This window comes from Streptomyces longhuiensis (assembly GCF_020616555.1).
Lineage (GTDB): Bacteria > Actinomycetota > Actinomycetes > Streptomycetales > Streptomycetaceae > Streptomyces > Streptomyces longhuiensis.
Genome location: NZ_CP085173.1, coordinates 4,265,525 through 4,287,567, shown reverse-complemented (window position 1 = coordinate 4,287,567; position 22,043 = coordinate 4,265,525). Strand labels below are relative to the sequence as shown.

23 protein-coding genes are annotated in these 22,043 nt (G+C 71.8%); 16 read left to right on the top strand and 7 right to left on the bottom strand.

Going from position 1 to position 22,043, the window contains the following annotated elements; translation table 11 throughout:
* Positions 1-78: 78 nt before the first annotated feature.
* Together LGI35_RS19870 and LGI35_RS19865 are read right to left on the bottom strand one after the other, a co-directional pair.
* The gene (locus tag LGI35_RS19870) at positions 79-912 is read right to left on the bottom strand and encodes a MurR/RpiR family transcriptional regulator (protein ID WP_227295150.1); all 834 of its coding nucleotides are present in this window, start codon (positions 910-912) and stop codon (positions 79-81) included.
* Complete coding sequence (locus tag LGI35_RS19865) at positions 909-2,492, bottom strand: aromatic amino acid ammonia-lyase (RefSeq protein ID WP_376566362.1); 1,584 nt, start codon at positions 2,490-2,492, stop codon at positions 909-911. Before LGI35_RS19865 ends, LGI35_RS19870 begins: the two co-directional genes overlap by 4 nt.
* Before the next feature lie 154 nt (positions 2,493-2,646).
* On the opposite strand from LGI35_RS19865, the gene LGI35_RS19860 reads away from it, so the two are divergent.
* The 7 genes from LGI35_RS19860 to LGI35_RS19830 all read left to right on the top strand — a co-directional run bounded on the left by LGI35_RS19860 (position 2,647) and on the right by LGI35_RS19830 (position 8,593).
* Complete coding sequence (locus tag LGI35_RS19860; protein ID WP_227295149.1) at positions 2,647-3,753, top strand: ABC transporter ATP-binding protein; 1,107 nt, start codon at positions 2,647-2,649, stop codon at positions 3,751-3,753.
* Positions 3,750-4,397: an ABC transporter permease gene (locus LGI35_RS19855; protein ID WP_227295148.1), complete on the top strand. Its 648-nt coding sequence runs from the start codon at positions 3,750-3,752 to the stop codon at positions 4,395-4,397. The genes LGI35_RS19860 and LGI35_RS19855 overlap by 4 nt, the downstream gene beginning before the upstream one ends.
* Position 4,398: 1 nt before the next feature.
* Entirely contained in the window at positions 4,399-5,070 is a 672-nt protein-coding gene (locus LGI35_RS19850; protein WP_116512595.1) for an ABC transporter permease, read from the top strand.
* A gap of 11 nt (positions 5,071-5,081) precedes the next feature.
* Positions 5,082-6,017 carry an ABC transporter substrate-binding protein gene (locus LGI35_RS19845; protein WP_227295147.1) on the top strand — a complete coding sequence of 312 codons (936 nt, stop codon included), beginning with the start codon at positions 5,082-5,084 and terminating at the stop codon, positions 6,015-6,017.
* Positions 6,018-6,031: 14 nt separating this feature from the next.
* On the top strand, positions 6,032-7,432 hold the full coding sequence (locus LGI35_RS19840; protein ID WP_227295146.1) for a purine-cytosine permease family protein: 1,401 nt from the start codon (positions 6,032-6,034) through the stop codon (positions 7,430-7,432).
* 72 nt (positions 7,433-7,504) lie between these two features.
* Entirely contained in the window at positions 7,505-7,927 is a 423-nt protein-coding gene (locus tag LGI35_RS19835) for a hypothetical protein (protein WP_116512598.1), read from the top strand.
* Between the two features lie 90 nt (positions 7,928-8,017).
* Positions 8,018-8,593 carry a hypothetical protein gene (locus tag LGI35_RS19830; RefSeq protein ID WP_227295145.1) on the top strand — a complete coding sequence of 192 codons (576 nt, stop codon included), beginning with the start codon at positions 8,018-8,020 and terminating at the stop codon, positions 8,591-8,593.
* A 21-nt stretch (positions 8,594-8,614) separates the two neighbouring features.
* On the opposite strand, the gene LGI35_RS19825 is transcribed toward LGI35_RS19830, so the two are convergent.
* The 4 genes from LGI35_RS19825 to LGI35_RS19810 are packed head-to-tail and all read right to left on the bottom strand — an operon-like array spanning position 8,615 to position 10,737.
* A complete protein-coding gene (locus LGI35_RS19825) occupies positions 8,615-8,989 on the bottom strand; it encodes a roadblock/LC7 domain-containing protein (protein WP_227295144.1) in 375 nt (124 codons plus the stop codon).
* 40 nt (positions 8,990-9,029) lie between these two features.
* Positions 9,030-9,503 (bottom strand): roadblock/LC7 domain-containing protein, encoded by a 474-nt coding sequence (locus LGI35_RS19820; RefSeq protein WP_227295143.1) that lies wholly within the window; start codon positions 9,501-9,503, stop codon positions 9,030-9,032.
* 38 nt (positions 9,504-9,541) lie between these two features.
* Positions 9,542-10,279 carry a transcriptional regulator gene (locus LGI35_RS19815; protein ID WP_227300387.1) on the bottom strand — a complete coding sequence of 246 codons (738 nt, stop codon included), beginning with the start codon at positions 10,277-10,279 and terminating at the stop codon, positions 9,542-9,544.
* A gap of 59 nt (positions 10,280-10,338) precedes the next feature.
* Positions 10,339-10,737 (bottom strand): hypothetical protein, encoded by a 399-nt coding sequence (locus LGI35_RS19810; protein WP_116512601.1) that lies wholly within the window; start codon positions 10,735-10,737, stop codon positions 10,339-10,341.
* Positions 10,738-11,137: 400 nt separating this feature from the next.
* Between LGI35_RS19810 and hutU the strand changes: the two genes are divergently transcribed.
* The 4 genes from hutU to hutI all read left to right on the top strand — a co-directional run bounded on the left by hutU (position 11,138) and on the right by hutI (position 16,632).
* The gene (gene hutU, locus LGI35_RS19805; protein ID WP_227295142.1) at positions 11,138-12,802 is read left to right on the top strand and encodes a urocanate hydratase; all 1,665 of its coding nucleotides are present in this window, start codon (positions 11,138-11,140) and stop codon (positions 12,800-12,802) included.
* A 20-nt stretch (positions 12,803-12,822) separates the two neighbouring features.
* On the top strand, positions 12,823-14,025 hold the full coding sequence (locus LGI35_RS19800; RefSeq protein ID WP_227300385.1) for an allantoate amidohydrolase: 1,203 nt from the start codon (positions 12,823-12,825) through the stop codon (positions 14,023-14,025).
* Complete coding sequence (locus LGI35_RS19795) at positions 14,016-15,353, top strand: formimidoylglutamate deiminase (RefSeq protein ID WP_227295141.1); 1,338 nt, start codon at positions 14,016-14,018, stop codon at positions 15,351-15,353. The genes LGI35_RS19800 and LGI35_RS19795 overlap by 10 nt, the downstream gene beginning before the upstream one ends.
* Positions 15,354-15,462: 109 nt before the next feature.
* Positions 15,463-16,632, top strand: coding sequence for an imidazolonepropionase (hutI, locus tag LGI35_RS19790; protein WP_227295140.1), 1,170 nt, complete (start codon positions 15,463-15,465; stop codon positions 16,630-16,632).
* 68 nt (positions 16,633-16,700) lie between these two features.
* Here the strand turns inward: hutI and LGI35_RS19785 are convergent, their stop codons facing one another.
* Complete coding sequence (locus LGI35_RS19785; protein ID WP_227295139.1) at positions 16,701-17,585, bottom strand: RNA polymerase sigma factor SigF; 885 nt, start codon at positions 17,583-17,585, stop codon at positions 16,701-16,703.
* A gap of 262 nt (positions 17,586-17,847) precedes the next feature.
* Between LGI35_RS19785 and LGI35_RS19780 the strand changes: the two genes are divergently transcribed.
* The 5 genes from LGI35_RS19780 to LGI35_RS19760 all read left to right on the top strand — a co-directional run bounded on the left by LGI35_RS19780 (position 17,848) and on the right by LGI35_RS19760 (position 22,038).
* Positions 17,848-18,216 (top strand): STAS domain-containing protein, encoded by a 369-nt coding sequence (locus tag LGI35_RS19780; RefSeq protein WP_227300383.1) that lies wholly within the window; start codon positions 17,848-17,850, stop codon positions 18,214-18,216.
* A 214-nt stretch (positions 18,217-18,430) separates the two neighbouring features.
* Complete coding sequence (locus LGI35_RS19775; RefSeq protein WP_227295138.1) at positions 18,431-18,952, top strand: ATP-binding protein; 522 nt, start codon at positions 18,431-18,433, stop codon at positions 18,950-18,952.
* A gap of 194 nt (positions 18,953-19,146) precedes the next feature.
* On the top strand, positions 19,147-19,848 hold the full coding sequence (locus LGI35_RS19770) for an LPXTG cell wall anchor domain-containing protein (protein WP_227295137.1): 702 nt from the start codon (positions 19,147-19,149) through the stop codon (positions 19,846-19,848).
* A gap of 52 nt (positions 19,849-19,900) precedes the next feature.
* Entirely contained in the window at positions 19,901-20,911 is a 1,011-nt protein-coding gene (locus LGI35_RS19765) for a COG1470 family protein (protein WP_227295136.1), read from the top strand.
* The gene (locus tag LGI35_RS19760; RefSeq protein WP_227295135.1) at positions 20,908-22,038 is read left to right on the top strand and encodes a DUF1573 domain-containing protein; all 1,131 of its coding nucleotides are present in this window, start codon (positions 20,908-20,910) and stop codon (positions 22,036-22,038) included. Before LGI35_RS19765 ends, LGI35_RS19760 begins: the two co-directional genes overlap by 4 nt.
* Positions 22,039-22,043: the final 5 nt, after the last annotated feature.

Sequence of the window (22,043 nt, the reverse complement as noted above, 5' to 3'; positions counted from 1 at the left end):
GTTCCGTGTCCTTCGCGGGGACCGCCGTCGTCCCGCCCCCCGTTCACGGGGGTGCGGCGGTCCCCGCGCAACACTCCTCTACTCGACGAACAGGCCCCGCTCCGCGGCGCGCACGTCGAACTCCTCCAGCCGGGCCTGGGCCTCGGGCAGGTTGTCGCACATCGCTTCCAGGAGTACGCGGCCGAGCAGCATCGGTGAGCACGCCGTGTCGAAGGCGAGGCCCTCGCCGACCGCGGCCGGCAGGAGCAGGTCCGAGTGCTTGGCGACGGGGGCGAAGGCCGAGTCGGCGACGGTGACCACGGTGAGGCCGGCCGACTTGGCGTAGGCGAGCGCGTCGACGACTTCCTTGGGGTGGCGGGGCAGCGCGAAGCAGAGGAGCGCGGTGGCTCCGGCGCGGACGGCGGCGTCGACGCGGTCGGCGAGCATCGTGCCGCCCTCCTCGAGGAGCCGTACGTCGGGGTGGACCTTCGCCGCGAAGTACGAGAAGCCGTACGCCTGGGAGGCGGCGGCGCGCAGGCCGAGGACGAGGAGCGGGCGGGAGGCGGCGAGAAGGCGGCCCGCGCGTTCGACGGGGGCGGGGTCGGCGAGGAGCTGCGCGAGGTGCCGGAGGTTCTCGATCTCGGCCTCGACGGCCTGCTGGTACTCGTTGGCCGAGGCGGGCGTGGTGGGTTCGGCGGGGGCGACCTCGCGCAGGTGTTTGCGCAGGGCGGGGTAGCCGTCGAAGCCGAGTGCCACGGCGAAGCGGGTGACGGAGGGCTGGCTGACTCCGGCGAGTTCGGCGAGTTCCACGGAGGAGAGGAACGGGACGTCGGCGGCGCGGCGCACCATGCAGTGCGCGATGCGGCGCTGCGTGGGTGTCAGGCGGTGTACCTCGAAGAGCTGTTGCAGTCGTGCGGCTGGGCTGTCGTTCATTCCGTCCCCCCAGGGCGGTCTGATCCGGCTGTTGCGATGGCTGTGGCCGGTCCGTCTGTTCCGTCGGCGATGCGGGTGAAGCTGTCCAGGAGTCCCGCCGCGGCCCGGGTGACATCTTCCGTCAGGGGGCGGTCGGTGGCGTCGGGGTCGAGGACCGAATCCGCGAGGGCGAAGGCGCGGCCGACCGGGAGTTCGGGGTCGGGGCGCATGTCGCGCTGGCGCAACGCCCTTACGGCGGCGACGAGTTCGCAGCCCACGACGAGGCGGTAGGCGCCGCAGACGCGCAGGGTCTGCCGGGCGGCGAGGGACGCGAAGCTGGCCTGTTCCTCGACGCCGCGGGAGAGGACCGCGTGGCCGAGCGACGCGGGGGCGGCGAAGGCGCGCAGGTCGCCGAGGGCCGCTCCGGCCGCGTATTCGAGGATCATCACGCCCGACGAGGCGGCCTCGCCGTCGGCGAGGAAGGGGCGCAGGCGGGTGTAGGAGGGTTCGTTGAGGGTGGACAGGCGTGAGGTGGAGAGCCGGGCGACCTGGGCGATGGCGAGCCTGAAGTGGTCGAGCGCCAGGGCGAGTTGGGCCATGTAGAAGCCGCCGTGGTGGTAGGCGGCCATGTCCTGGGGGGAGATGAGGGGATTCTCGGCGGCCGCGTTGATCTCGACGGTGAGCACGTCTTCGAGGGCGTCGGCGGCGTCCTGGGCGGGGCCGTGGATCTGCGGGAGGCAGCGGAAGCCGTACGGGTCCTGGATGCGGCCGAGGGGCGGGGTGGGACGTTCGGGGGCGCCGAGTATGGCGCGCATGCGGGCGGCGACGTCGTACGAGCCGCGGTGGTGGCGGGCCTCGTGGACGGGCAGGGCGTACGCCTCGTAGGAGCCGTCGACGGCCAGCAGGGAGAGCGCGGCGACGAGCTGGGTGGCGGAGATCAGGTCGCGCAGTTCGTGGAGGGCGAGGGCGGACTGGCCGAGGGTGAGGGCGTTGCTGCTGATGAGGGCGAGGGCGTCGTTGTTGTCGAGGGGCTGGGCCTCGGGGACGCCGTCGCCGCGCCAGGGGTGTTCACCGGCGAGGGCGAGGCCCATCTGGGCGAGGGCCGCGATGTCGCCGGTGCCGACGGAGCCGAACTCGTTGACGACCGGGTAGGCGCCGGTCTCCAAGGCTTCGCACAGGGCCGTGACGACGGTGGGGCGCAGTCCCGCGCCGCCGGCGAGAAGCTGGTTGGCGCGGACGGCGAGCATGGCGCGGACCTGGCGTGCGGGAAGCTCTTCGCCGATGGCGCCGGCGTGGCTGCGCAGCAGGCGCAGGCCGTGGTCGGCAGCGGCCTCGGTGGGCACGTCCTCGTTCCGGTTCGCGCCGACGCCGGTCGAGCGGCCGTAGACGCGGCCCCAGGCGGCGATCTCGCGGGCGGCGTTCCAGGACTCCTCGACGCGCTTCATGGCGTCGGTGCCGGGGACGGGCCTGGCGGCGGAATCGGCCAGGCGGACGACGTCGGGCACGGGGAGCCCGTGGCCGTCGAGCACGACGACGGGCGTGGGACGCTGGGGGGCCGTCATTCGGGGCTTACCCGCGGTGTCCGCGATGTGAGACGACATGGTGCGCCAAACCCTCCTCAACCGGACGTCTTGTCTCGTTCCTCGGCCGCGTTAACCAGCGATTTACCTGGCGATGTGTGCCGGGGCATTGACAACTTATTCAGATACAGAGAACTCTGCATGACGATATGCAGCCCGGGCAAGGGGACTCCACATGATCCAGTTCGATACGGTCCACAAACGCTTCCCGAACGGCACGACGGCAGTGCACGACCTGACGCTCGACATGCCTGAAGGGGGCGTGACCGTCTTCGTCGGGTCTTCCGGTTGCGGCAAGACGACCAGTCTGCGGATGATCAACCGGATGGTCGACCCGACCTCCGGCACCATCCGCGTCGGTGGTCGCGACGTCCTCGAGCAGGACGCGGCCGAGCTGCGCCGCTCCATCGGGTACGTCATCCAGCAGTCGGGCCTCTTCCCGCACCGCACCGTCCTCGACAACATCGCGACGGTGCCGCTCCTGCTCGGCTGGGGCCGGCGCAAGGCGCGGGCGCGGGCGGCCGAACTCCTGGAGACCGTCGGCCTCACCGCCGAGGCCGGCAAGCGCTACCCGCACCAGCTCTCCGGCGGCCAGCAGCAGCGCGTCGGCGTGGCCCGCGCGCTCGCCGCCGACCCGCCGGTACTGCTCATGGACGAGCCGTTCGGCGCGGTCGACCCCGTCGTGCGTACGCAGCTCCAGGACGAACTCCTGCGTCTCCAGCAGGAGTTGAACAAGACCATTGTCTTCGTCACGCACGACATCGACGAGGCCGTGCGGCTCGGCGACCGGATAGCCGTCTTCCGCACGGGCGGTCACCTCGTGCAGTGCGCGCCGCCCGCCGAGCTGCTCGCCCGCCCCGCGGACGACTTCGTCGCCGACTTCCTGGGCGCCGAGCGCGGCCTGAAGCTGCTGTCGCTGACCACGCTCGCGGACGTCGGCCAGGGGCCGGCCCCCGAGGGCACCGGCTGGGAACTGGTCCTCGACGCGGCCCGCAAGCCGCTGCTGTGGCGTGACGAGGGCACCTCCGCCGAGGTGCCGGTGCGCCCGCTGCGGGACTCGGACTCGCTCCTGTCGGCGCTGAACGAGTCGATCGCGGCGCCTGGCGGCCTCGTGGCCCGGGTCGACGCGGACGGCGTCCTGACGGGCGTCACCTCACGCGACGAGATCCATGACCGCGCGGGCCTCGCCCACATAGCCGCCGGCACCCGTGTGGACCTTCCCGAGGACGCCGGCGACACCAGTGACACAGTCGTCCGCAAGGACACGGACGTGGCCTCATGACCATCGACTGGTCCTGGATCTCGGAGCACACCTCCGACCTCACCACGCTCACGCTCTCGCACCTCCAGGCGGCGCTCTCCGCCGTCGCGCTGGGCCTGGTCATCTCGCTGCCGCTGGCCGTCGTCGCCCATCGCGTCAAGCCGCTGCGCGGCTTCCTGCTCGGGTTCTCGAACGTCCTGTTCACGATCCCGTCGATCGCGGTGTTCGTCCTGCTGCTCCCGGTCTCCGGGCTCACCCGCACCACCACGGTCATCGGCCTGACGATCTACACGCTCGTGGTGCTCCTGCGGAACACCGTCGAGGGTCTCGACTCGGTGCCGGCGAAGACCAAGGAGGCCGCGAAGGCCATGGGGACGCGCCCGCTGCGCACCCTGCTCACCGTGGAACTGCCGCTCGCCCTGCCGGTGATCATGGCCGGGGTGCGCATCGCGACCGTCATGGCGATCTCCCTGGTCTCCGTGGCGACGTACATCGGCGACGGCGGGCTCGGCCAGCTGTTCACCGACGGGTTCCAGCGCAACTTCCCCACCCCGGTCATCGCCGGCGTCGTGCTGACCCTGCTCCTCGCGCTCGCCGCGGACGCGGCCCTCGTCGCCGTGCAGTACGTGCTGACCCCCTGGACCCGCCGCCGGAGGAGTGCCTGAGATGTACGAGCTCTTCAAGAACCTCGGCGCGTGGCTGGTCGACGGCGACCAGTGGGCGGGCCCCGACGGCATCGGGCACCGCCTCGCCGAGCACCTCCAGTACTCGCTGCTCGCCACGCTCATCGCGGCCGTCATCGCCCTGCCGCTCGGCCTGCTCATCGGCCACACCGGGCGCGGCGCGTTCCTCGCGATCAACCTGTCCAGCTTCGGCCGCGCGCTGCCGACCGTCGGCCTGGTCGTCCTCGTCTTCCTGGCGAGCGGCCTGTCCATGTGGCCGGTCTACATCGCGCTCGTGGCCCTCGCGGTCCCGTCGATCGTCACCAACACGTACGCGGGCATGAGCGCCGTCGACCCGGAGGTCAAGGACGCGGCGCGCGGCCAGGGCATGCGCGGCCACCAGGTCCTGTTCCAGGTCGAGCTGCCGCTCGCGATGCCCCTGATCATGACCGGCCTGCGGCTCGCCCTGATCCAGGTCGTCGCCACGGCGACCATCGCCGCGTACGTCTCCTTCGGCGGCCTCGGCCGCTACGTCTTCGACGGGCTCGCCCAGCGCGACCTCGTACAGGTGCTCGGCGGTGCCGTCCTCGTGGCGGTCGTCGCCGTCGTACTCGACCTCGCGCTCTCCGCACTGCAGCGCGCCCTCTTCCGCCACCGCCCCGCCAAGTCGGCCTAGGAGCACGCAAGATGAACCGCAGGACTGTCATCGGCGGCCTGTTCGCCGCAGCCTCCGTCCCCGCGCTCGCCGCGTGCAGCGGCGGCATCACCTCTCTCGACGGCCAGGGCTCGGGCGGCGGGGGCGGCGGCTCCAGCAAGAACGGCGTCACCATCGGTACCGCCAACTTCACCGAGAACCAGGTGCTCGGCTACCTGTACGCGGCCGCCCTCGAAGCGGCCGGCGTGAAGACGAAGGTCCGCCCCAACCTCGGCACCCGCGAGATCCTCATCCCCGCCCTGGAGGGCGGCGACATCGATCTGCTCCCCGAGTACCAGGGCGCCCTCCTGCACTACCTCGACCCGAAGTCGACGGCCACCGAGGAGGGCGAGATGCAGAACGCCCTCGCCGTCGCCCTGCCCAAGGGCCTGCAGATCCTGCCCTACGGCCTGGCGGAGGACTCCGACGCGTTCGTCGTCACCCGCGAGACGGCCAGGAAGTACAAGCTGACCTCGCTCGCCGACCTGGCGAAGCACAACGGCAAGCTCGTCATCGGCGCCGCGCCCGAGGTGAAGAAGCGCCAGGTCGGCGCGGTCGGCCTGAAGGACGTGTACGGCGTCGAGTTCAAGGAGTTCAAGTCCCTCGACTCGTCGGGGCCGCTGGTCAAGGGCGCCCTGAAGAAGGGCGACGTCGACGTGGCGAACCTCTTCACCACCGACACGGACATCGTCGACAACCACTGGGTCGTCCTCACCGACCCCAAGAACCTCGTCCCCGGCCAGCACGTCGTCCCGCTCGTCGCCGACCGCAAGGCCGACTCGACGGTCCGCAAGGCGCTCGCGCGCCTGGGCAACGTCCTGACGACGGAGCAGCTCACCGAGCTCAACCGGCAGGTGGACAAAGACAAGAAGGATCCCGAGGACGTCGCGAACGCATACGCGCGTCAGCACGGGATCAGCAAGGGCTGAAGGAGAGTCGGATCATGGCCGAAGCACTCGTGGAGCGGCGCTCCATCGACGTAGTACCCGACGAGGAACGCCACGGCACGGCCTTCTCGCAGTTCACGCTCTGGCTCGGCGCGAACCTCCAGATCACGGCCGTCGTGACGGGCGCGCTCGCCGTCGTCTTCGGCGGCGACGTGGTCTGGTCGCTCGTCGGTCTCGTCGTCGGCAACCTGCTGGGCGGCGCCGTCATGGCGCTGCACTCGGCGCAGGGCCCCAGGCTCGGCCTGCCGCAGATGATCCAGTCCCGCGCCCAGTTCGGTGTGCGCGGCGCGGTCGTCCCGCTGCTCCTGGTGATCCTGATGTACGTCGGGTTCTTCGCCAGCGGCAGCGTGCTCGCCGGGCAGGCCGTCGGCGAGCTCACGCACACCGGGGACACCACGGGCATCATCGTGTTCGCCCTGGTCACCGGGGTGATGGCGACCGTCGGCTACCGCGTCATCCACGCGCTCGGCCGAGTCGCCAGCATCGTGTGCGCGATCGCCTTCGTCTACCTCGGCATCCGGCTCCTGGACCGGGTCGACCTGTCCGCGCTGCTGCACGACGCGCACTTCGACGCCCCGATGTTCCTGCTCGCCATCTCGCTCTCCGCGTCCTGGCAGCTCGCCTTCGGCCCGTACGTCGCGGACTACTCGCGCTATCTGCCCCGCACGACGTCGGCGAAGTCCACGTTCTGGTGGACGCTGTCGGGGTCGGCGATCGGCTCGCAGTGGTCGATGACGTTCGGCGTCCTCGTCGCGGCGACGGCGGGCGCGAAGTTCCTCGACAACCAGGTCAGTTACGTGGTCGGCCTCGGCGGCGCCGGGATCATCGCCTCGTTCCTGTACTTCGTGATCGCGCTCGGCAAGCTGACCATCAACGTGCTCAACACGTACGGCGGCTTCATGTCGATGGTGACGAGCGTCAGCGGATTCCGCGGGCAGAAGGTCCTCTCGCAGCGCGCCAGGGCCTTGTACATCGCACTGATCATGATCGCGGGCACGGCGGTCGCGCTGGTCGGCAAGGACAGCTTCCTGTCGTCCTTCAAGGACTTCCTGCTGTTCCTGCTGACGTTCTTCACGCCCTGGTCGGCGATCAACCTGGTCGACTACTACCTGATATCCAAGGAGCGGTACGACATCCCGGCCCTCTCCGACCCGCACGGGCGCTACGGGGCCTGGCGCTGGGACGCACTCACCGTGTACGCGATCGGGCTCCTCGCGCAGCTCCCGTTCCTCGCCACGCACTTCTACACGGGCCCGCTCGTCGAGCCGCTCGGCGGCGCCGACATCTCCTGGATCGTGGGGCTCGTGGTGCCGGCCGTCCTGTACTGGGCCGTGGCCCGGCGCAACACGGCCCACATCCCCGAGCGGACGCTGCGTGAGCCGGTGGCGGCCGAGTAGGGCCCGGCCCAGGGACAAGAGGGGGGTTAGCCCCACTGTCACGGCGGCCTGCGGTCCGTAACGTGGCCCGGTATGGAAGCCCGTGACGCCGAACTCAAGAAGGAACTCGACGCCACCCTGCACGCACGCAGGGAACTCGGCGAAGAGTACGAGTCCGCGCTCGTCGACTCGTTCCTGGACAAGGTCGAGCAGCGCCTCGACGGTGCCGTGGACCGCCGTGTGCGGCGGCAGCTGGCGGAGCAGCAGATGGTCGTCGCGCGGGGCGCGCGCTCCCCGCGCGGCGACAGCGACAGTTGGGGCGAGCGCTTCGGCTTCGGCATCGTCTCCCTGGTCCTCGCCATCCCGCTGTCCGCGATCGCCGTCGTCAACGCCGATCTGCCCGGCCTGCTGATCGCCTGGACGGGCATCGTCGGGGTGAACGCGCTGCACGCGATGCGGTGGATGCCGCGCTTCGGGTCGCGCAAGGAGCGCGACACCTCGGACTGGGAGGACTGAGCCCCCTCACGCCCGCTCTCAGGGAGCCCTCAGATTCCCTCGTTAGTCTCCGCCCGGTCGAGGTGACACCGGAGTGCGGAGGTGGCGGACGTGGCGACGCGCGGTGGGCAGGGGCTGGCCCGGGTGGCGGTGGTCGTGAGGGCCGGGGCCGCGCCCCTGTGGTGGCTCGGGGTGTGCGCCGCGGGCATCGGAGTGCTCCCGCCGGGACTCACGGGCCGCCGTATCGGCGTGCTCGCGGGAGCGGCCCTCTTTCTGCTCTCGGCGGCCACGGTGGCGGGCGTCCGGCGGAAGCGTCACGAGGGTCTGGCGCGCTCGGCGTCGCGCGCGGGCAAGCACGATGTGCTCCAGGACCGCGCGGTGACGGTACGCAACTGGCGCCGCGGCCACCGCTGGTGGCTGCTCCTCGCCTTCCTCGCCGCCCTCGGCTCCGCCTTCGCGCTGCCCGCCGCGGGCGGCCTCCTCGTCGCCGGTACGGGCGTCGGCCTGTGGCTGCGGGCGACCCGCCTCGGCCGCCTGGAACGCCGCGAGGACCAGCTCCTGTGGGTACGGGTCGACTGGCTCGACGGGCGCGCGGGCGCTCCCGCGGGCGCCCGGGTCAAGGGCTACCGGTCGACGGGCACGGGCGCGGGCGACGCCGCACCCGGTGGGGCGCGGCGCCGCCCCTGACCGGGCGTGCGGGCCGGAGGATCAGACCTCGAGATCGGACTCGATCTTCTTCAGCTGGTGACGTGCCATCGCCAGGTTCGCGCGGCTCTTGTCGAGCACCAGGTAGAGGAAGAGGCCGTTGCCGGCACGCCCCGACAGCAGGCGGATCAGGTGGTACTGGGTGCCGAGCGTGATCAGGACGTCCTCGATCTCGTCCTTGAGGCCGAGGTGTTCCATGGTGCGGAGCTTGGACCGGACGACGTCGGTGTTGCCGGCGGCGGCCACTTCGAGGTCGAAGTCCTTGGTGCTGCCGATGGTGCCGAGCGCCATGCCGCTCGTGTAGTCGACGAGGGCGGCTGCTGTGGCGCCTTCGATCGAGGTGACGGCGTCCTTGAGGGCGGCTTCGGTGTTGGCCATGGTCGGTCCTTTCGGGGGATCGCGTGTGTGACGGGTTCGTTCAGGAAGCTGACTGGGGCGGTACGGGGCGTGTGGGCAGCCGCTGTTGCCGGGTTGACGGCCGGGGCTGGCGCCGGTCGGGCGCGGGCGGTTCGACGGGTGTCAGGACGTCCGCCACGAGTTCGCCGATACGCGCCCCGCAGCGGCGGCCCTCCAGGTGCAGGCGGCCGACGCTGACCTGGTCGTCCGCGAGCAGCGTCAGGACCGCGGACGGGCCGGCCGCGTAGGTGGCCACATAGCCGTGGGTGCCGCGCACGAGGAGTTCGCGGAGGTCGCCGCGCCCCGTCGCGTCGGCCATGCGCAGGGCCACGCCGAGCGCGGCGGCGGTGAGCGCGGCGATGCCCTCGGCCTCCACGCCGGGGGTGTCGTGGGCGAGGACGAGCCCGTCGACACCTGCCGCGAGCGCACCCGTGAGGCGGGGCACGCGGGCTCTCAACCGGTGCAGTTCTTCGAGGACTTCGGCCTCGGCCGTCATCAGCTGTCTCCTCTCGGCACGCTGGCGGAGCGCGCGTCTCACAGGGCCTCCAGCGCGTCTCTGAGGCGGCGTAACAGGGCGACATCGGGGTCGGTCGACGCCGCGCCCGCCCAGTCGGGCGTGGCCGGGGCGGGCGGCAGCGGACGCGGTGCCACAGCCCGTACGAGGCCGGCGGCGGCGAGCCTGCGCAGATCCACCAGGGTGTGGAAGGCGGGCCTGCCGAGGAGGTGGGAGATGTCGGCCGCGGTGCGTACCCCGTCGACCAGGGCGAGCACGGCGCGCTGGCGCGGCGGGACCGTGGGGCTGTGGCCGCCACGCTGTTCGAGGGGGGCCGTGTCGGCGGCGGCGTCGGGCCAGATGCCGTGCAGCAGCTCGCGCCGGCGCAGCGTCTCGGCCTCCACGGACGCGACGGAGACGGGGTGGACGGTGCCGAACCAGTGGGCGGCGCCGTAGCGGAAGCGGGCCGGGGCGCCGCTGGGCGCGAGTGCGAAGAACGCGGCGTCGTAGAGGGCGCCCAGATGGCACAGTTCGAGCGCGCCGTCGGTGAGCCGGCCGCTTTCCACGAGGTACCGGCCGACCCGCTGCCGTGTCCCGGCCGCGTCGACGGCCTCCCACCAGCCGTCGGGGTGCAGGGCGCCGCCGGTGGTGAGCAGCACGTCGATGCCGGGCGTCGCGGGGCTCTCGGCGTGCACGACCTGCCCGTCGGCGAGATAGAGCGTGCCGCGGTCGCGCAGCAGGGCGCCGGTGGCCCGCTCCTCGGCGAGGCGGCGCAGCATGGGAGAGACCCCGGCCGATGTCGTGGTGCGGCCCTCGATTCTGGCCGCCGCCGTCGTGGTCACCCGAGCACCAGCCGGTCCGCCATCTCGCCGAGCCGGATGCGGGACAGCGCCAGGTTGCCCTGTTCCCGGTCGAGCCAGAGATGGAGGAAGACGCTGCTGTCGAACGTCGTCCGCACGAAGCGCAGTACGTGATAGCCGTCCCGGCTGGTGACGATGACGTCCTCCACCGGCGGCTCGCCGGCGGTCCAGTCGGCGCCGCCGGCGGGCGCGAAGGCGCGGTGCTCGGCCGTCATCCGGGCCAGCTCGGCGGCCTCCGCGGCGGTCGCCTCGTGGTCCCCGTTCGGCGAGTCCCCGACGGTGCCGAGGGCGAGCCCGCTGGTCCAGTCGACCACGGAGGCACCCCGCGCACCGGGCAGCCGCATGGCTTCCAGCAGGCACTCGTCGATTCCGGGCACACCGGACTCCTCCCGTACGTGACGTTCGGCCGTGTGCACGACGCTACGCAACGTACGGAGGCCAGGTGAGGGTTCTGGCATTTTCACGTGGAACATGCGTGGAGCGACTAGAATCCGCCAACCGGCCTGATACCCGCGGGAGTCGGGGGGCATCGCCTGCCTGGAGAAAGCCCCTCCGTATGGCCCTCGCGGCGCCCCTGCAGTGCCCACGTAGCGCCCTTCCAGGGCCCCTGCAGCCCTTTCGGCGCGTCGCCGTCCGACTCCCTGAAGATCCCTGTGACCAGGCAATCACCCCTGTCCGGCGCTGCGGCGCGGCAACCGGTCGCGGAGATGTATTGACTAGTTCTATTCAGAACGCCAGGATGTGAATAACCAAGGCAACAGTTTCTAGGAGGCAGCCATGTCAGGACCCCGCCCCGTACGAGCCCCGCGCGGTACGGAACTGAACACCTTGGGATGGCAGCAGGAGGGCGCCCTCCGGATGCTCATGAACAACCTCGACGCCGAGGTCGCCGAGTATCCCGACAAGCTGGTCGTCTACGGGGGCACCGGCAAGGCGGCCCGCTCCTGGGAGGCGTACGACGCGATCGTGCGCACGCTCAAGACGCTGAAGTCGGACGAGACCCTCCTCGTGCAGTCCGGCAAGCCGGTCGGTGTCATGCGCACCAGCGAGTGGGCGCCGCGCGTGCTGCTCGCCAACTCCAACCTGGTGGGCGACTGGGCCAACTGGGAGGAGTTCCGCAAGCTCGAGGCCGAGGGCCTCACCATGTACGGCCAGATGACCGCCGGTTCGTGGATCTACATCGGCTCGCAGGGCATCGTCCAGGGCACGTACGAGACCTTCGGCGCGGTCGCCCGCAAGAAGTTCGACGGCACCCTCGCCGGGACCATCACCCTCACCGCCGGCGTCGGCGGCATGGGCGGCGCCCAGCCCCTCGCCGTGACGATGAACGAGGGCGTCGCCATCTGCGTCGACGTCGACGAGACCCGCATCGACCGCCGCATCGGCACCCGCTACCTGGACGTCAAGGCCGACAACCTGGACCACGCCCTGGAGCTCGCGGTCCAGGCCCGCGACGAGCGCCGCGGCCTGTCCATCGGCGTCGTCGGCAACGCCGCCGAGGTCTTCCCGGAGCTGCTGCGCCGCGAGGCCCCGATCGACATCGTCACCGACCAGACCTCCGCCCACGACCCGCTGGCCTACCTGCCCGTCGGCATCTCGGTCGAGGACTGGGACAAGGAGCGCGAGGCCGACCCGGCCGGCTTCACCGACAAGGCGCGCCACTCGATGCGCCTGCACGTCGAGGCCATGCTCGGCTTCCTCGACAAGGGCGCCGAGGTCTTCGACTACGGCAACTCCATCCGCGACGAGGCCCGCAAGGCCGGCTGCGAGCGCGCCTTCGACTTCCCCGGTTTCGTCCCGGCGCACATCCGCCCGCTGTTCGAGGAGGGCCTCGGCCCGTTCCGCTGGGCCGCCCTGTCCGGTGACCCGGAGGACATCGCCAAGACGGACAAGGCGATCAAGGAGCTGTTCCCGGAGAACAAGCACCTGCACCGCTGGATCGACATGGCCGGCGAGCGGATCGCCTTCGAGGGTCTCCCGGCGCGTATCTGCTGGCTCGGCTACGGCGAACGCCACCTGGCCGGCCTGAAGTTCAACGAGATGGTCGCCTCCGGCGAGCTCTCCGCCCCGGTCGCCATCGGCCGCGACCACCTCGACTCCGGCTCCGTCGCCTCCCCGTACCGCGAGACCGAGGCGATGAAGGACGGCTCCGACGCCATCGCCGACTGGCCGCTGCTCAACGCCCTGGTCAACACGGCCTCCGGCGCCTCTTGGGTCTCCATCCACCACGGCGGCGGCGTCGGCATGGGCCGCTCCATCCACGCCGGCCAGGTGTGCGTCGCCGACGGCACCGAGCTGGCCGCGCAGAAGATCGAGCGCGTCCTCACCAACGACCCCGGCATGGGCGTCATCCGCCACGTCGACGCGGGCTACGAGCACGCGGCCGACGTCGCGGCCGAGCGCGGGGTGCGGGTGCCGATGCGCGAGGGTGACGACGCGTGACGAGTCCTTCCTTCGGCGAGATGTGGCGCGACCTCGCGCCCATCGGCCGCAACGACGAGAGCGGCGGGTACCGCCGCTTCGCCTGGACCGCGGCCGACACCGACTGCCGGGCCTGGTTCAAGGACCAGGCCGAGTCACGCGGCCTGACCTACGAACTCGACCGCAACGGCAACCAGTGGGCCTGGCTCGGCGACCCCGCCGCGGGGGACGCCGTCGTCACGGGCTCCCACCTGGACTCCGTACCGGACGGCGGAGCGTTCGACGGCCCCCTCGGGGTCGTGTCGTCCTTCGCCGCCCTCGACGAACTCCGCCGCAGGGGAGTGGAGTTCACCCGCCCCCTCGCCCTCACCAACTTCGGTGACGAGGAGGGGGCCCGGTTCGGCCTGGCCTGCGTCGGCTCCCGCCTCACCGCGGGCCGGCTCACCCCGGAGCAGGCGGCGCGGCTGCGGGACGGCGACGGCGTCACCCTCCCGCAGGCCATGGAGCGGGCGGGCTACGACCCGGAGGCGATCGGCCCCGACCCCGAGCGGCTCGCGCGCATCGGCGCCTTCGTCGAGCTGCACGTGGAGCAGGGCCGCGCCCTGGACCTGTCCGGCGACGCCGTGGGCGTCGCGAGCGCGATCTGGCCGCACGGCCGCTGGCGCTTCGACTTCCGCGGCGAGGCCAACCACGCGGGCACCACGCGTCTCGTGGACCGCCGCGACCCGATGCTGTCGTACGCGCAGACCGTCCTCGCGGCCCGCCGTGAGGCGGAACTCGCGGGCGCCGTCGCCACGTTCGGCAAGATCTCCGTCGAGCCGAACGGCGTCAACGCCATCCCGTCCCTGGTCCGCGGCTGGCTCGACTCCCGCGCCGCCGACCAGCAGACCCTCGACACGGTCGTCACGGCCGTCGAGAAGGCGGCCCGCGAGTACGCCGACGCGCACGGCATCGACCTGGAGACCGTGCGCGAGTCGTTCACGCCGGTCGTCGAGTTCGACCACGCGCTGCGCGACGAGCTCGGCCGCATCCTCGGCACCGACGACCGGCTCACCGTCCCGGTGCTCGGCACCGGCGCGGGACACGACGCCGGAATCCTCGCGGACTCCGTGCCGACCGCCATGCTGTTCGTGCGCAACCCCACGGGCGTCTCGCACTCCCCGGCCGAACACGCCGCGGAGGACGACTGCCTCGCCGGAGTGAGCGCACTCGCCGACGTACTGGAGGGCTTGGCGTGCAGGTGACGTACTGGCTGGAGCATGCCTGGCTCGACCCGGAGGTCGAGCCGGGCGTGGTCGTCGAGGTGTCGCAGGACGGCCGCATCGCGGACGTGCGCACCGGCGTCGACACCCCGCCCCCCGGCGCGACCGTACTGCGCGGCCTGACCGTCCCCGGCCTGGCCAACGCCCACAGCCACGCCTTCCACCGCGCCCTGCGCTCCACCGTCCAGGTGGGCTCGGGCACGTTCTGGACGTGGCGCGAGGTCATGTACTCGGTCGCGGACCGGCTGACCCCGGACACGTATCACGCGCTCGCCAGGGCGGTGTACGCGGAGATGGCGCTCGCCGGGATCTCCACCGTCGGCGAGTTCCACTATCTGCACCACGCGCCGGACGGCACCCTGTACGACGACCCCAACGCGATGGGCGAGGCCCTGATCGCGGCGGCCGCCGAGGTCGGCATCCGCATCACGCTCCTCGACACCGCGTACGTCTCCTCGGGCTTCGGCAAGGAGCCGGACCGCCACCAGCGGCGCTTCTCCGACGGCAGCACCGAGGCGTGGGCCGAGCGGGCCACGCTCCTCAAGGACCGCGACCACGCGCGCATCGGCGCGGCGATCCACTCCGTGCGGGCCGTCCCCGCGGATCAGCTCGACACGGTCGCCGAGTGGGCGAGGACGCGCGGCGCGCCCCTGCACGTCCACCTCTCCGAGCAGACCGCGGAGAACGAGGCGTGCCTGGCCGCGCACGACTGCACGCCGACCCGGCTCCTCGCGGACCACGGCGTGCTCGGCCCGAACACCACGGGCGTCCACAACACGCACCTCACCGACGAGGACATCGCGCTGCTGGGCGGTTCCGGGACGGGCACGTGCATGTGCCCCACCACGGAACGCGACCTGGCCGACGGCATCGGCCCCGCCGTCGCCCTCCAGAAGGAGGGCTCACCGCTCTCCCTGGGATCGGACAGCCACGCCGTCATCGACCTCTTCGAAGAGGCGCGGGCGATGGAGCTGAACGAGCGGCTGCGCACGCGGACACGGGGCCACTGGACGGCGGCGGCGCTGCTGCGCGCCGCCACGGCCGACGGTCACGCGGCGCTCGGCTGGAACGACGCCGGACGGATCGAACGCGGGGCGCTCGCCGACCTCACGACGGTCGCGCTGGACTCCGTGCGGACGGCGGGCCCGGTGCCGCGCCTCGGGGCGGAGACGGCGGTGTTCGCGGCGTCGGCCGCGGACGTGCGGCACACGGTCGTGGGCGGCCGGCACATCGTCCGTGACGGCCGGCACGAGCTGGTCGGAGATGTCCCCGGGGCACTGGCCGCGGCGATCGGGGCGCTGCGGGCGTAAGGCCGTCGCCTCTGCCCGGCCCGCCTCTTCCCGAATGTCCTCGAACGCCGGACGGGCTGACACCACAGCCCTCCGGCGTTCGAGGATTTCCCACCCACGGAGAGGAACCATGACCACCACCGTCATCACCAACATCGGCTCCCTGGTCACCAACGACCCGGCCCACGGCGACAGCCCGCTCGGGCTCATCGAGAACGCGGCGGTGGTCGTCGAGGGCGACCGGATCGCCTGGGTGGGGCCGCAGGCGAAGGCCCCCGCGGCCGACGCCACCCATGACGCCGAGGGCCGCGCCGTCATCCCCGGCTTCGTCGACTCGCACTCCCACCTGGTGTTCGCGGGCGACCGCACCCAGGAGTTCAACGCCCGCATGTCGGGCCGCAGTTACTCCGCCGGAGGCATCCGTACGACGGTCGCCGCCACCCGCGCCGCCACGGACGCGGAGCTGGAGGCGAACCTCACCCACTACCTCGCCGAGGCGCTGCGCCAGGGCACGACGACGTTCGAGACGAAGTCGGGCTACGGGCTGACCACCGAGGACGAGGAGAGGGCGCTGCGCATCGCGGCGCGGCACACCGACGAGGTCACCTACCTCGGCGCGCACATCGTGTCGCCGGACTACGCGGACGACCCGGCGGCCTACGTCGCGCTCGTCACCGGCGAGATGCTGGACGCCTGCGCCCCGCACGCCCGCTGGGTCGACGTCTTCTGCGAGAAGGGCGCCTTCGACGGCGACCAGGCCCGCGCGATCCTCACGGCCGGCAAGGCCCGCGGCCTGCACCCCCGCGTCCACGCGAACCAGCTCAGCTACGGGCCCGGGGTCCAGCTCGCCGTCGAACTCGACGCGGCGAGCGCCGACCACTGCACGCACCTCACGGACGCGGACGTCGACGCCCTCGCGAACGGCGGGACGGTGGCCACGCTGCTGCCCGGCGCCGAGTTCTCCACGCGCGCCCAGTGGCCCGACGCCCGCCGTCTCCTGGACGCGGGAGCGACCGTGGCGCTGTCCACGGACTGCAACCCGGGCTCGTCCTTCACGTCCTCGGTGCCGTTCTGCATCGCCCTGGCCGTACGGGACATGGGGATGACGCCGGACGAGGCGATCTGGTCGGCGACGGCGGGCGGCGCGCGGGCGCTGCGCCGCGACGACATCGGCCGCGTGGCGCCGGGCGCGTACGCGGACCTGGCTCTGCTCGACGCGCCTAGCCATGTGCACCTGGCGTACCGGCCGGGCGTGCCGCTGGTGTCGGCGGTCTGGCGGCGCGGAGTACGCGCCGCCTGACCCGCAACACACGTCGCCTCCGCGCTGTGTGCGCGGAGGCGATGGAGGTCATGGCACCGCCGTGACGGCTATTCCTCGAGCGTGAGGCCCTTGCGCAGGCGCACCAGCGTGCGCGACAGCAGCCGGGACACGTGCATCTGGGAGATGCCCAGCTCCTCACCGATCTCCGACTGCGTCATGTTGGCCACGAAGCGCAGGGAGAGGATCTTCCGGTCCCGGGACGGGAGTTCGGCGATCAGGGGCTTCAGGGACTCGACGTACTCGATGCCCTCGAGCCCGTGGTCCTCGTACCCGATGCGGTCCGCGAGCGCGCCCTCGGAGTCGTCCTCCTCGGGCTGTGCGTCCAGGGAGCTGGCCGTGTAGGCGTTGGAGGCGGCCATGCCCTCGACGACCTCGTCGTTCGTGATGCCCAGGCGCTCGGCGAGCTCGCCCACCGTCGGTGCGCGGTCGAACTGCTGGGCGAGTTCGTCGCCCGCCTTGGCAAGGTCGAGACGAAGCTCCTGGAGGCGCCGCGGAACGCGGACCGACCAGGACGTGTCACGGAAGAAGCGCTTGATCTCGCCGACGATGGTCGGCATCGCGAACGTGGGGAACTCGACGCCGCGGCTCAGCTCGAAGCGGTCGATCGCCTTGATCAGGCCGATCGTGCCGACCTGGATGATGTCCTCCATCGGCTCGCTGCGGGAGCGGAACCGGGACGCCGCGAACTTCACCAGGGCGAGATTGAGTTCAACGAGCGTGTTGCGGACATACGAATACTCGTGGGTGCCCTCTTCGATGGACTCCAGCCGTTCGAAGAGCGTTTTGGACAGGGCCCGTGCGTCCTGGGGGGCCACCTCGTCGAACGGCGGGATCTCCGGCAGGCCGGCCAGGTTGTCGAAGGCCTCGTGTTCCGGTGGGGGTGTCGACGTCGACGCCTGGTCAGTACGCGATTCGTCGAGCCGGGGTGACATGATGTCCTCCATCGTTCTCGGCATATGGCTGCCGATGCCAATACGTGCACTGCGGTGTGCGGCGCCTCCAAAGCCGGCCGTGGTCGATAGCTGTCCTTACTAGGCCTACCCGCTTTTACGCTCCGGCCGCAAGTGCGTTCTGTGCGTAAATGTCCGATTCCTAGGGGTTGTTCGGGTACCGGAGGGCATACTGAAGGCGTAGTGTTCGAGGGCGTCATTGAACAGCCACGACGGTCGAGCAGACTCGGAAGAGAGAGACGTCATGGACCGCGGGACAGTCGGCAGCGCGCATCGGGGCCGGCTTCTGGTCGAAGTGCGGGAAGAGGGCGCCAGCGCCGTCGTGACTCCGGTGGGTGAGCTGGATCACCACACCGCCGATCTATTGCGAGAACCGCTGGAGAGCTGTCTCACCGCCGGGTTTTCACGGCTGGTGATCGACTGCTCACGGCTCGAGTTCTGTGATTCGACCGGACTCAACGTGCTGCTGGGTGCCCGGCTCAAGGCGGAGGCCGCCGGTGGCGGAGTCCATCTGGCCGGGATGCTGCCGGTGGTGGCCCGGGTCTTCGAGATCACCGGCGCGGAGGCCGTCTTCACCGTTCACGAGTCGCTGGCCGCGGCTCTCGACGACTGACAGGACGCGTACGCAGGTGAAGCACGGAAGTTACGCGTCAGTTGTCTCTACGTGATCGAGGCGTTACCAGCGTCACATCAGCCATGCCGAACAAGTGGGTGTTCTCACGGATCGGTCGGGCAGGAGACATGCTGGGTCCCACGTCGGGCCAAGCCGCCACGGCGGATCTTTTCCACACATCACACGTCAAGAGTCTCGGTGAGGTGAAGTGCTGATGAGCACCACCCGGCCTTACTCGCCGGGCGACCGCGGCCCGGAGCCGGAAGCCGCCGGCGAAACCGGTGGCACGCCAGGTCTGCCCCCCGTCGACGTCGGGCGGGCAGCCGGGCACCAGAGCCGCAGGCTGAACCTCGTCGGGGCAGCCGGCATCGTTCCCCTGGCCCGCGACTTCACCCGCGAGGCGCTGCACGCGTGGGGCTGGATGCCGGCGGACACCGCCGACCGGCGGGCCGCCGCCGAGGACGTCCTGCTCGTCGTCTCCGAGCTGGTCACCAACGCCTGCCTGCACGCCGAGGGCCCCGAGGAGCTGCGTATCTCCTGCGACAGCAAGGTGCTGCGCATCGAGGTCTCCGACCGGGGGGCCGGACAGCCCGCGCCCCGGACCCCGCACCGCGCCGGCCGCCCCGGAGGGCACGGAATGTTCATCGTGCAGCGCCTGTGCGTGGACTGGGGGGTCGTCAGGACCGCGGGTGTCCCCGGCAAGACCGTGTGGGCCGAAGTCGGGGCGCCCGCCTGACGGCAGCCCTTGGGGGGACTGGGGTTACCCCGGGTTCGCACATCTCTTCGCACGCGCCGGATCCCATGGGATCCGGCGCGCACTTATGTCTTCCCTCGACAAGGTCCCCGGCGTACCTTGAGCGCCCAATCTGATGTGCCGTCAGTAACTTGGCGCGTGCAACTCAGGAACTCCCGGCATGAGGGGAACTCGAGGTGTCGTACCGGACGTACCAGAAGCGAACGGCAGCGCTCGCGCTGGCCGCGGCCCTGGCCGGCTCCGGGGTGCTGATGGCCGCCCCCGCAGCCCAGGCCGATGTGCAGGACGTCAACTACCAGTGCAAGACGCCGATCGGGAACAAGGGAGCGGTCTCCCCGATCGACATCAAGGGCGTGAAGAGCGGCAGCGGCTACAAGATCACCATGTCCTTCCAGAAGGGCGTCTCGTCCAGCCCGGTCGAGCTCGGCAAGGGCGCCATGAAGCCCAGCGCCGTCATCAAACTGGGCGGCGCCGAGACCGGCTCCCTGCCGGTGTCCGGGCCGGCGAACGCGGAGGCGGTCCCCGCCAACACCCCCATCAAGATCAGTGACCTGTCGGGCACCTACACCCCGGCGAAGAGCGGCAAGGTCACCTTCACGGCGGGTGTCCTCACCATCAAGGCGCTCGGCACCACGACCACGTGCACACCCGCGAACAGCCCGAAGCCGTCACTGACCCTGGACGTCAAGTCGGCCGGGGGCGGCGGCACTTCGGGCGGATCCTCGGGCGGCTCGCAGAGCACCCCGTCCGGTGGCGAACTGCCGCAGACGGGACCCGAGGACTCCGCGATCGCGCTCGGCACCCTCGGCGGCACGGTGCTGCTCGCGGGCGCCGCGGGCGTGCTGTGGCTGACGCGACGCAATCAGGCGGCGCGCTGACCCCGGCGGCCGTGCCCGTCCGACATCCGTACGCGACGACCTGGAGCCGCCGATGCCGTCCAGTCACCGGGCCCGCGCCCGCCTGCGCGCGCTGTGCGGGGCCGCCGTCCTGCTGACCGCGGGGGCGGGGGGCCCGGCGGCCGCGGCCGGCACGGCGCCCGCCTGGTCCGTCTCGCCGTCGGCCGGCGGCGGTACCAGGCCCGCGCAGGACGGGCGCCCCTACTTCTACGCGGAGGGGGTGCCCGGCACGGTGCTCCAGGACAAGGTGGCCGTCACCAACCCCGGCGGCCGCCCCCTGACCGTACGGCTGCGTGGCGCCGACGCCGACAACACCGGCACCGGCGCCCTCTCCCTGCGCAAGAGGTCGACCGACACGGGCGCGTGGATCACCTTCGCCCGGCGCGAGGTGAAGATCCCGGCGCGCACCCGCGCCGAGGTGCCCTTCACCGTCACCGTCCCGGCCGACGCCACACCCGGCGACCACCCGGGCGCCGTGGTGGCGAGCGCGAACGGGCGGGACTCCGGGGTCAGTGTCCATCTGCGGGTCAGCGGCCCCACCCTCTCGGCGCTCACCGTCGAGCGGGTCCGTGTCACTGGCGGCCGGATCTCGTACGACCTCGTCAACCGCGGCAACACCGTCCTGACCCCGAGGCTCGCCGTGCGCGCCGACGGCGTACTCGGCCGGGCGCTCGACCGGCGCCCGCGCACGCTGCCGGTGGAGCTGCTGCCGGGCCGCCGCGTCACCCTCAGCGAGCCCTGGAAGAACGCCCCCTCCCTCGACTCGGTCCGGGTGCGGCTCACGGTCACGGCCGGGGGCGGCGCGCACGACGAGGCGACGGCGACGAAGCGGTTCGTGCCGTGGGCGGCGGTCGCCGGAACGTGCGCCGTGATCCTGGCCGCCGCGGGCGCGGCCTTCTGGTTCGTACGCCGACGGCGGCGTGCGAACGGCGGGAACGACGCCGGCAGCGAGCACGGCGAGTACGGCGAGAACAGCGAGAACAGCGAGTACGGCGAGAACAGCGGGAACCTCGGGAGCCAAGAGATCCAAGGGAGTTGGTCATGAACCGCCGCCACCGCTGCGGGCCCCGGCTGTGGGCGGCAGCGCTCGTCCTCGTCACCGCGCTCGGCCTCGCCGCCCTGCCGCTGCAGGACGCCTCCGCCGCCGATGGGCCGGCCGTCACCCTCTCCAAGTCGCAGGCGGGCACGGGCGGTTCGATCACCGTCAGCGGCTCGGGCTGGCATCCCAAGACGCTGCTCATGATGCTGATCTGCGGCCAGTCCGAGCCCGGCAGGGGAGTCGTCGGCGGTACGAACTCCTGCGCCAACGCCGACGGCCGCGCCGTCACCACCGGGGACAAGGGCACCTTCGGCAAGAAGCTCCCCGTCGCCGAGCCGCCCGTGCCCTGCCCGTGCGTGGTCCACGTGGCGACCGTCACCGGCGACAAGGCGCAGGCGGACGCGGTGCTCAAGGTCGCGGGCCATCCGGTCGAGGCGCTCCCCGCGCAGTCGGGCGGCGGCAAGCTGTCCGTCCTGACCGACACCCGGCTCGACGGTTCGAGCGGTGTCCTGACCTGGTTCGGCGCCCCGGCGTCGCGCACCTTCGTCTTCACCGTCGGCAACGTCGGCTCGGCCCCCCTCAAGGACCCGGTCTTCCAGGTCGGCACCTCCCACGGCGTGTTCGCCCCGCAGTGGGAGGACCAGCAGTGGCGCGGCACGATCGCCCCCGGCAGGAAGGCGCAGATCAAGCTGCCCGTCGAGCTGACCTCGGGGGCGCACGGCAACTACCTGGTCTCCCTCAAGTTCGGCGGCAAGGTCCTCGCCGAGCAGCCGTGGGGCGTGGGCCGCCCCTGGGGCGTGACGCTCTTCTGGATCCTGCTCTGCGTCGTCGTACCGGCCGCCGTGTTCCGGATCGGGATGGCCGCCGTCGACCGCGTACGCCCTCGGCGGTCCGGCGGCGCGGGACGTCACCGGGGCGCGCTGCACTTTCCCGAACTGGCCGCGCGCGTACCGAAGCTGCGCCTGCCCGAGTCCTCCCGCCGCGCCGCGGGTCCGCCGCGCGACAGTACGGGAACCGGCACCCACACCACTACGGCCCTGCCCTGGTTCACCCCGGACACCGATCCGGGCGCACCGGCCGGTCAGCTCTCCGCACCGTCAGACAACAGCCCGACAACGAAGGGAAACACGTGAGCACC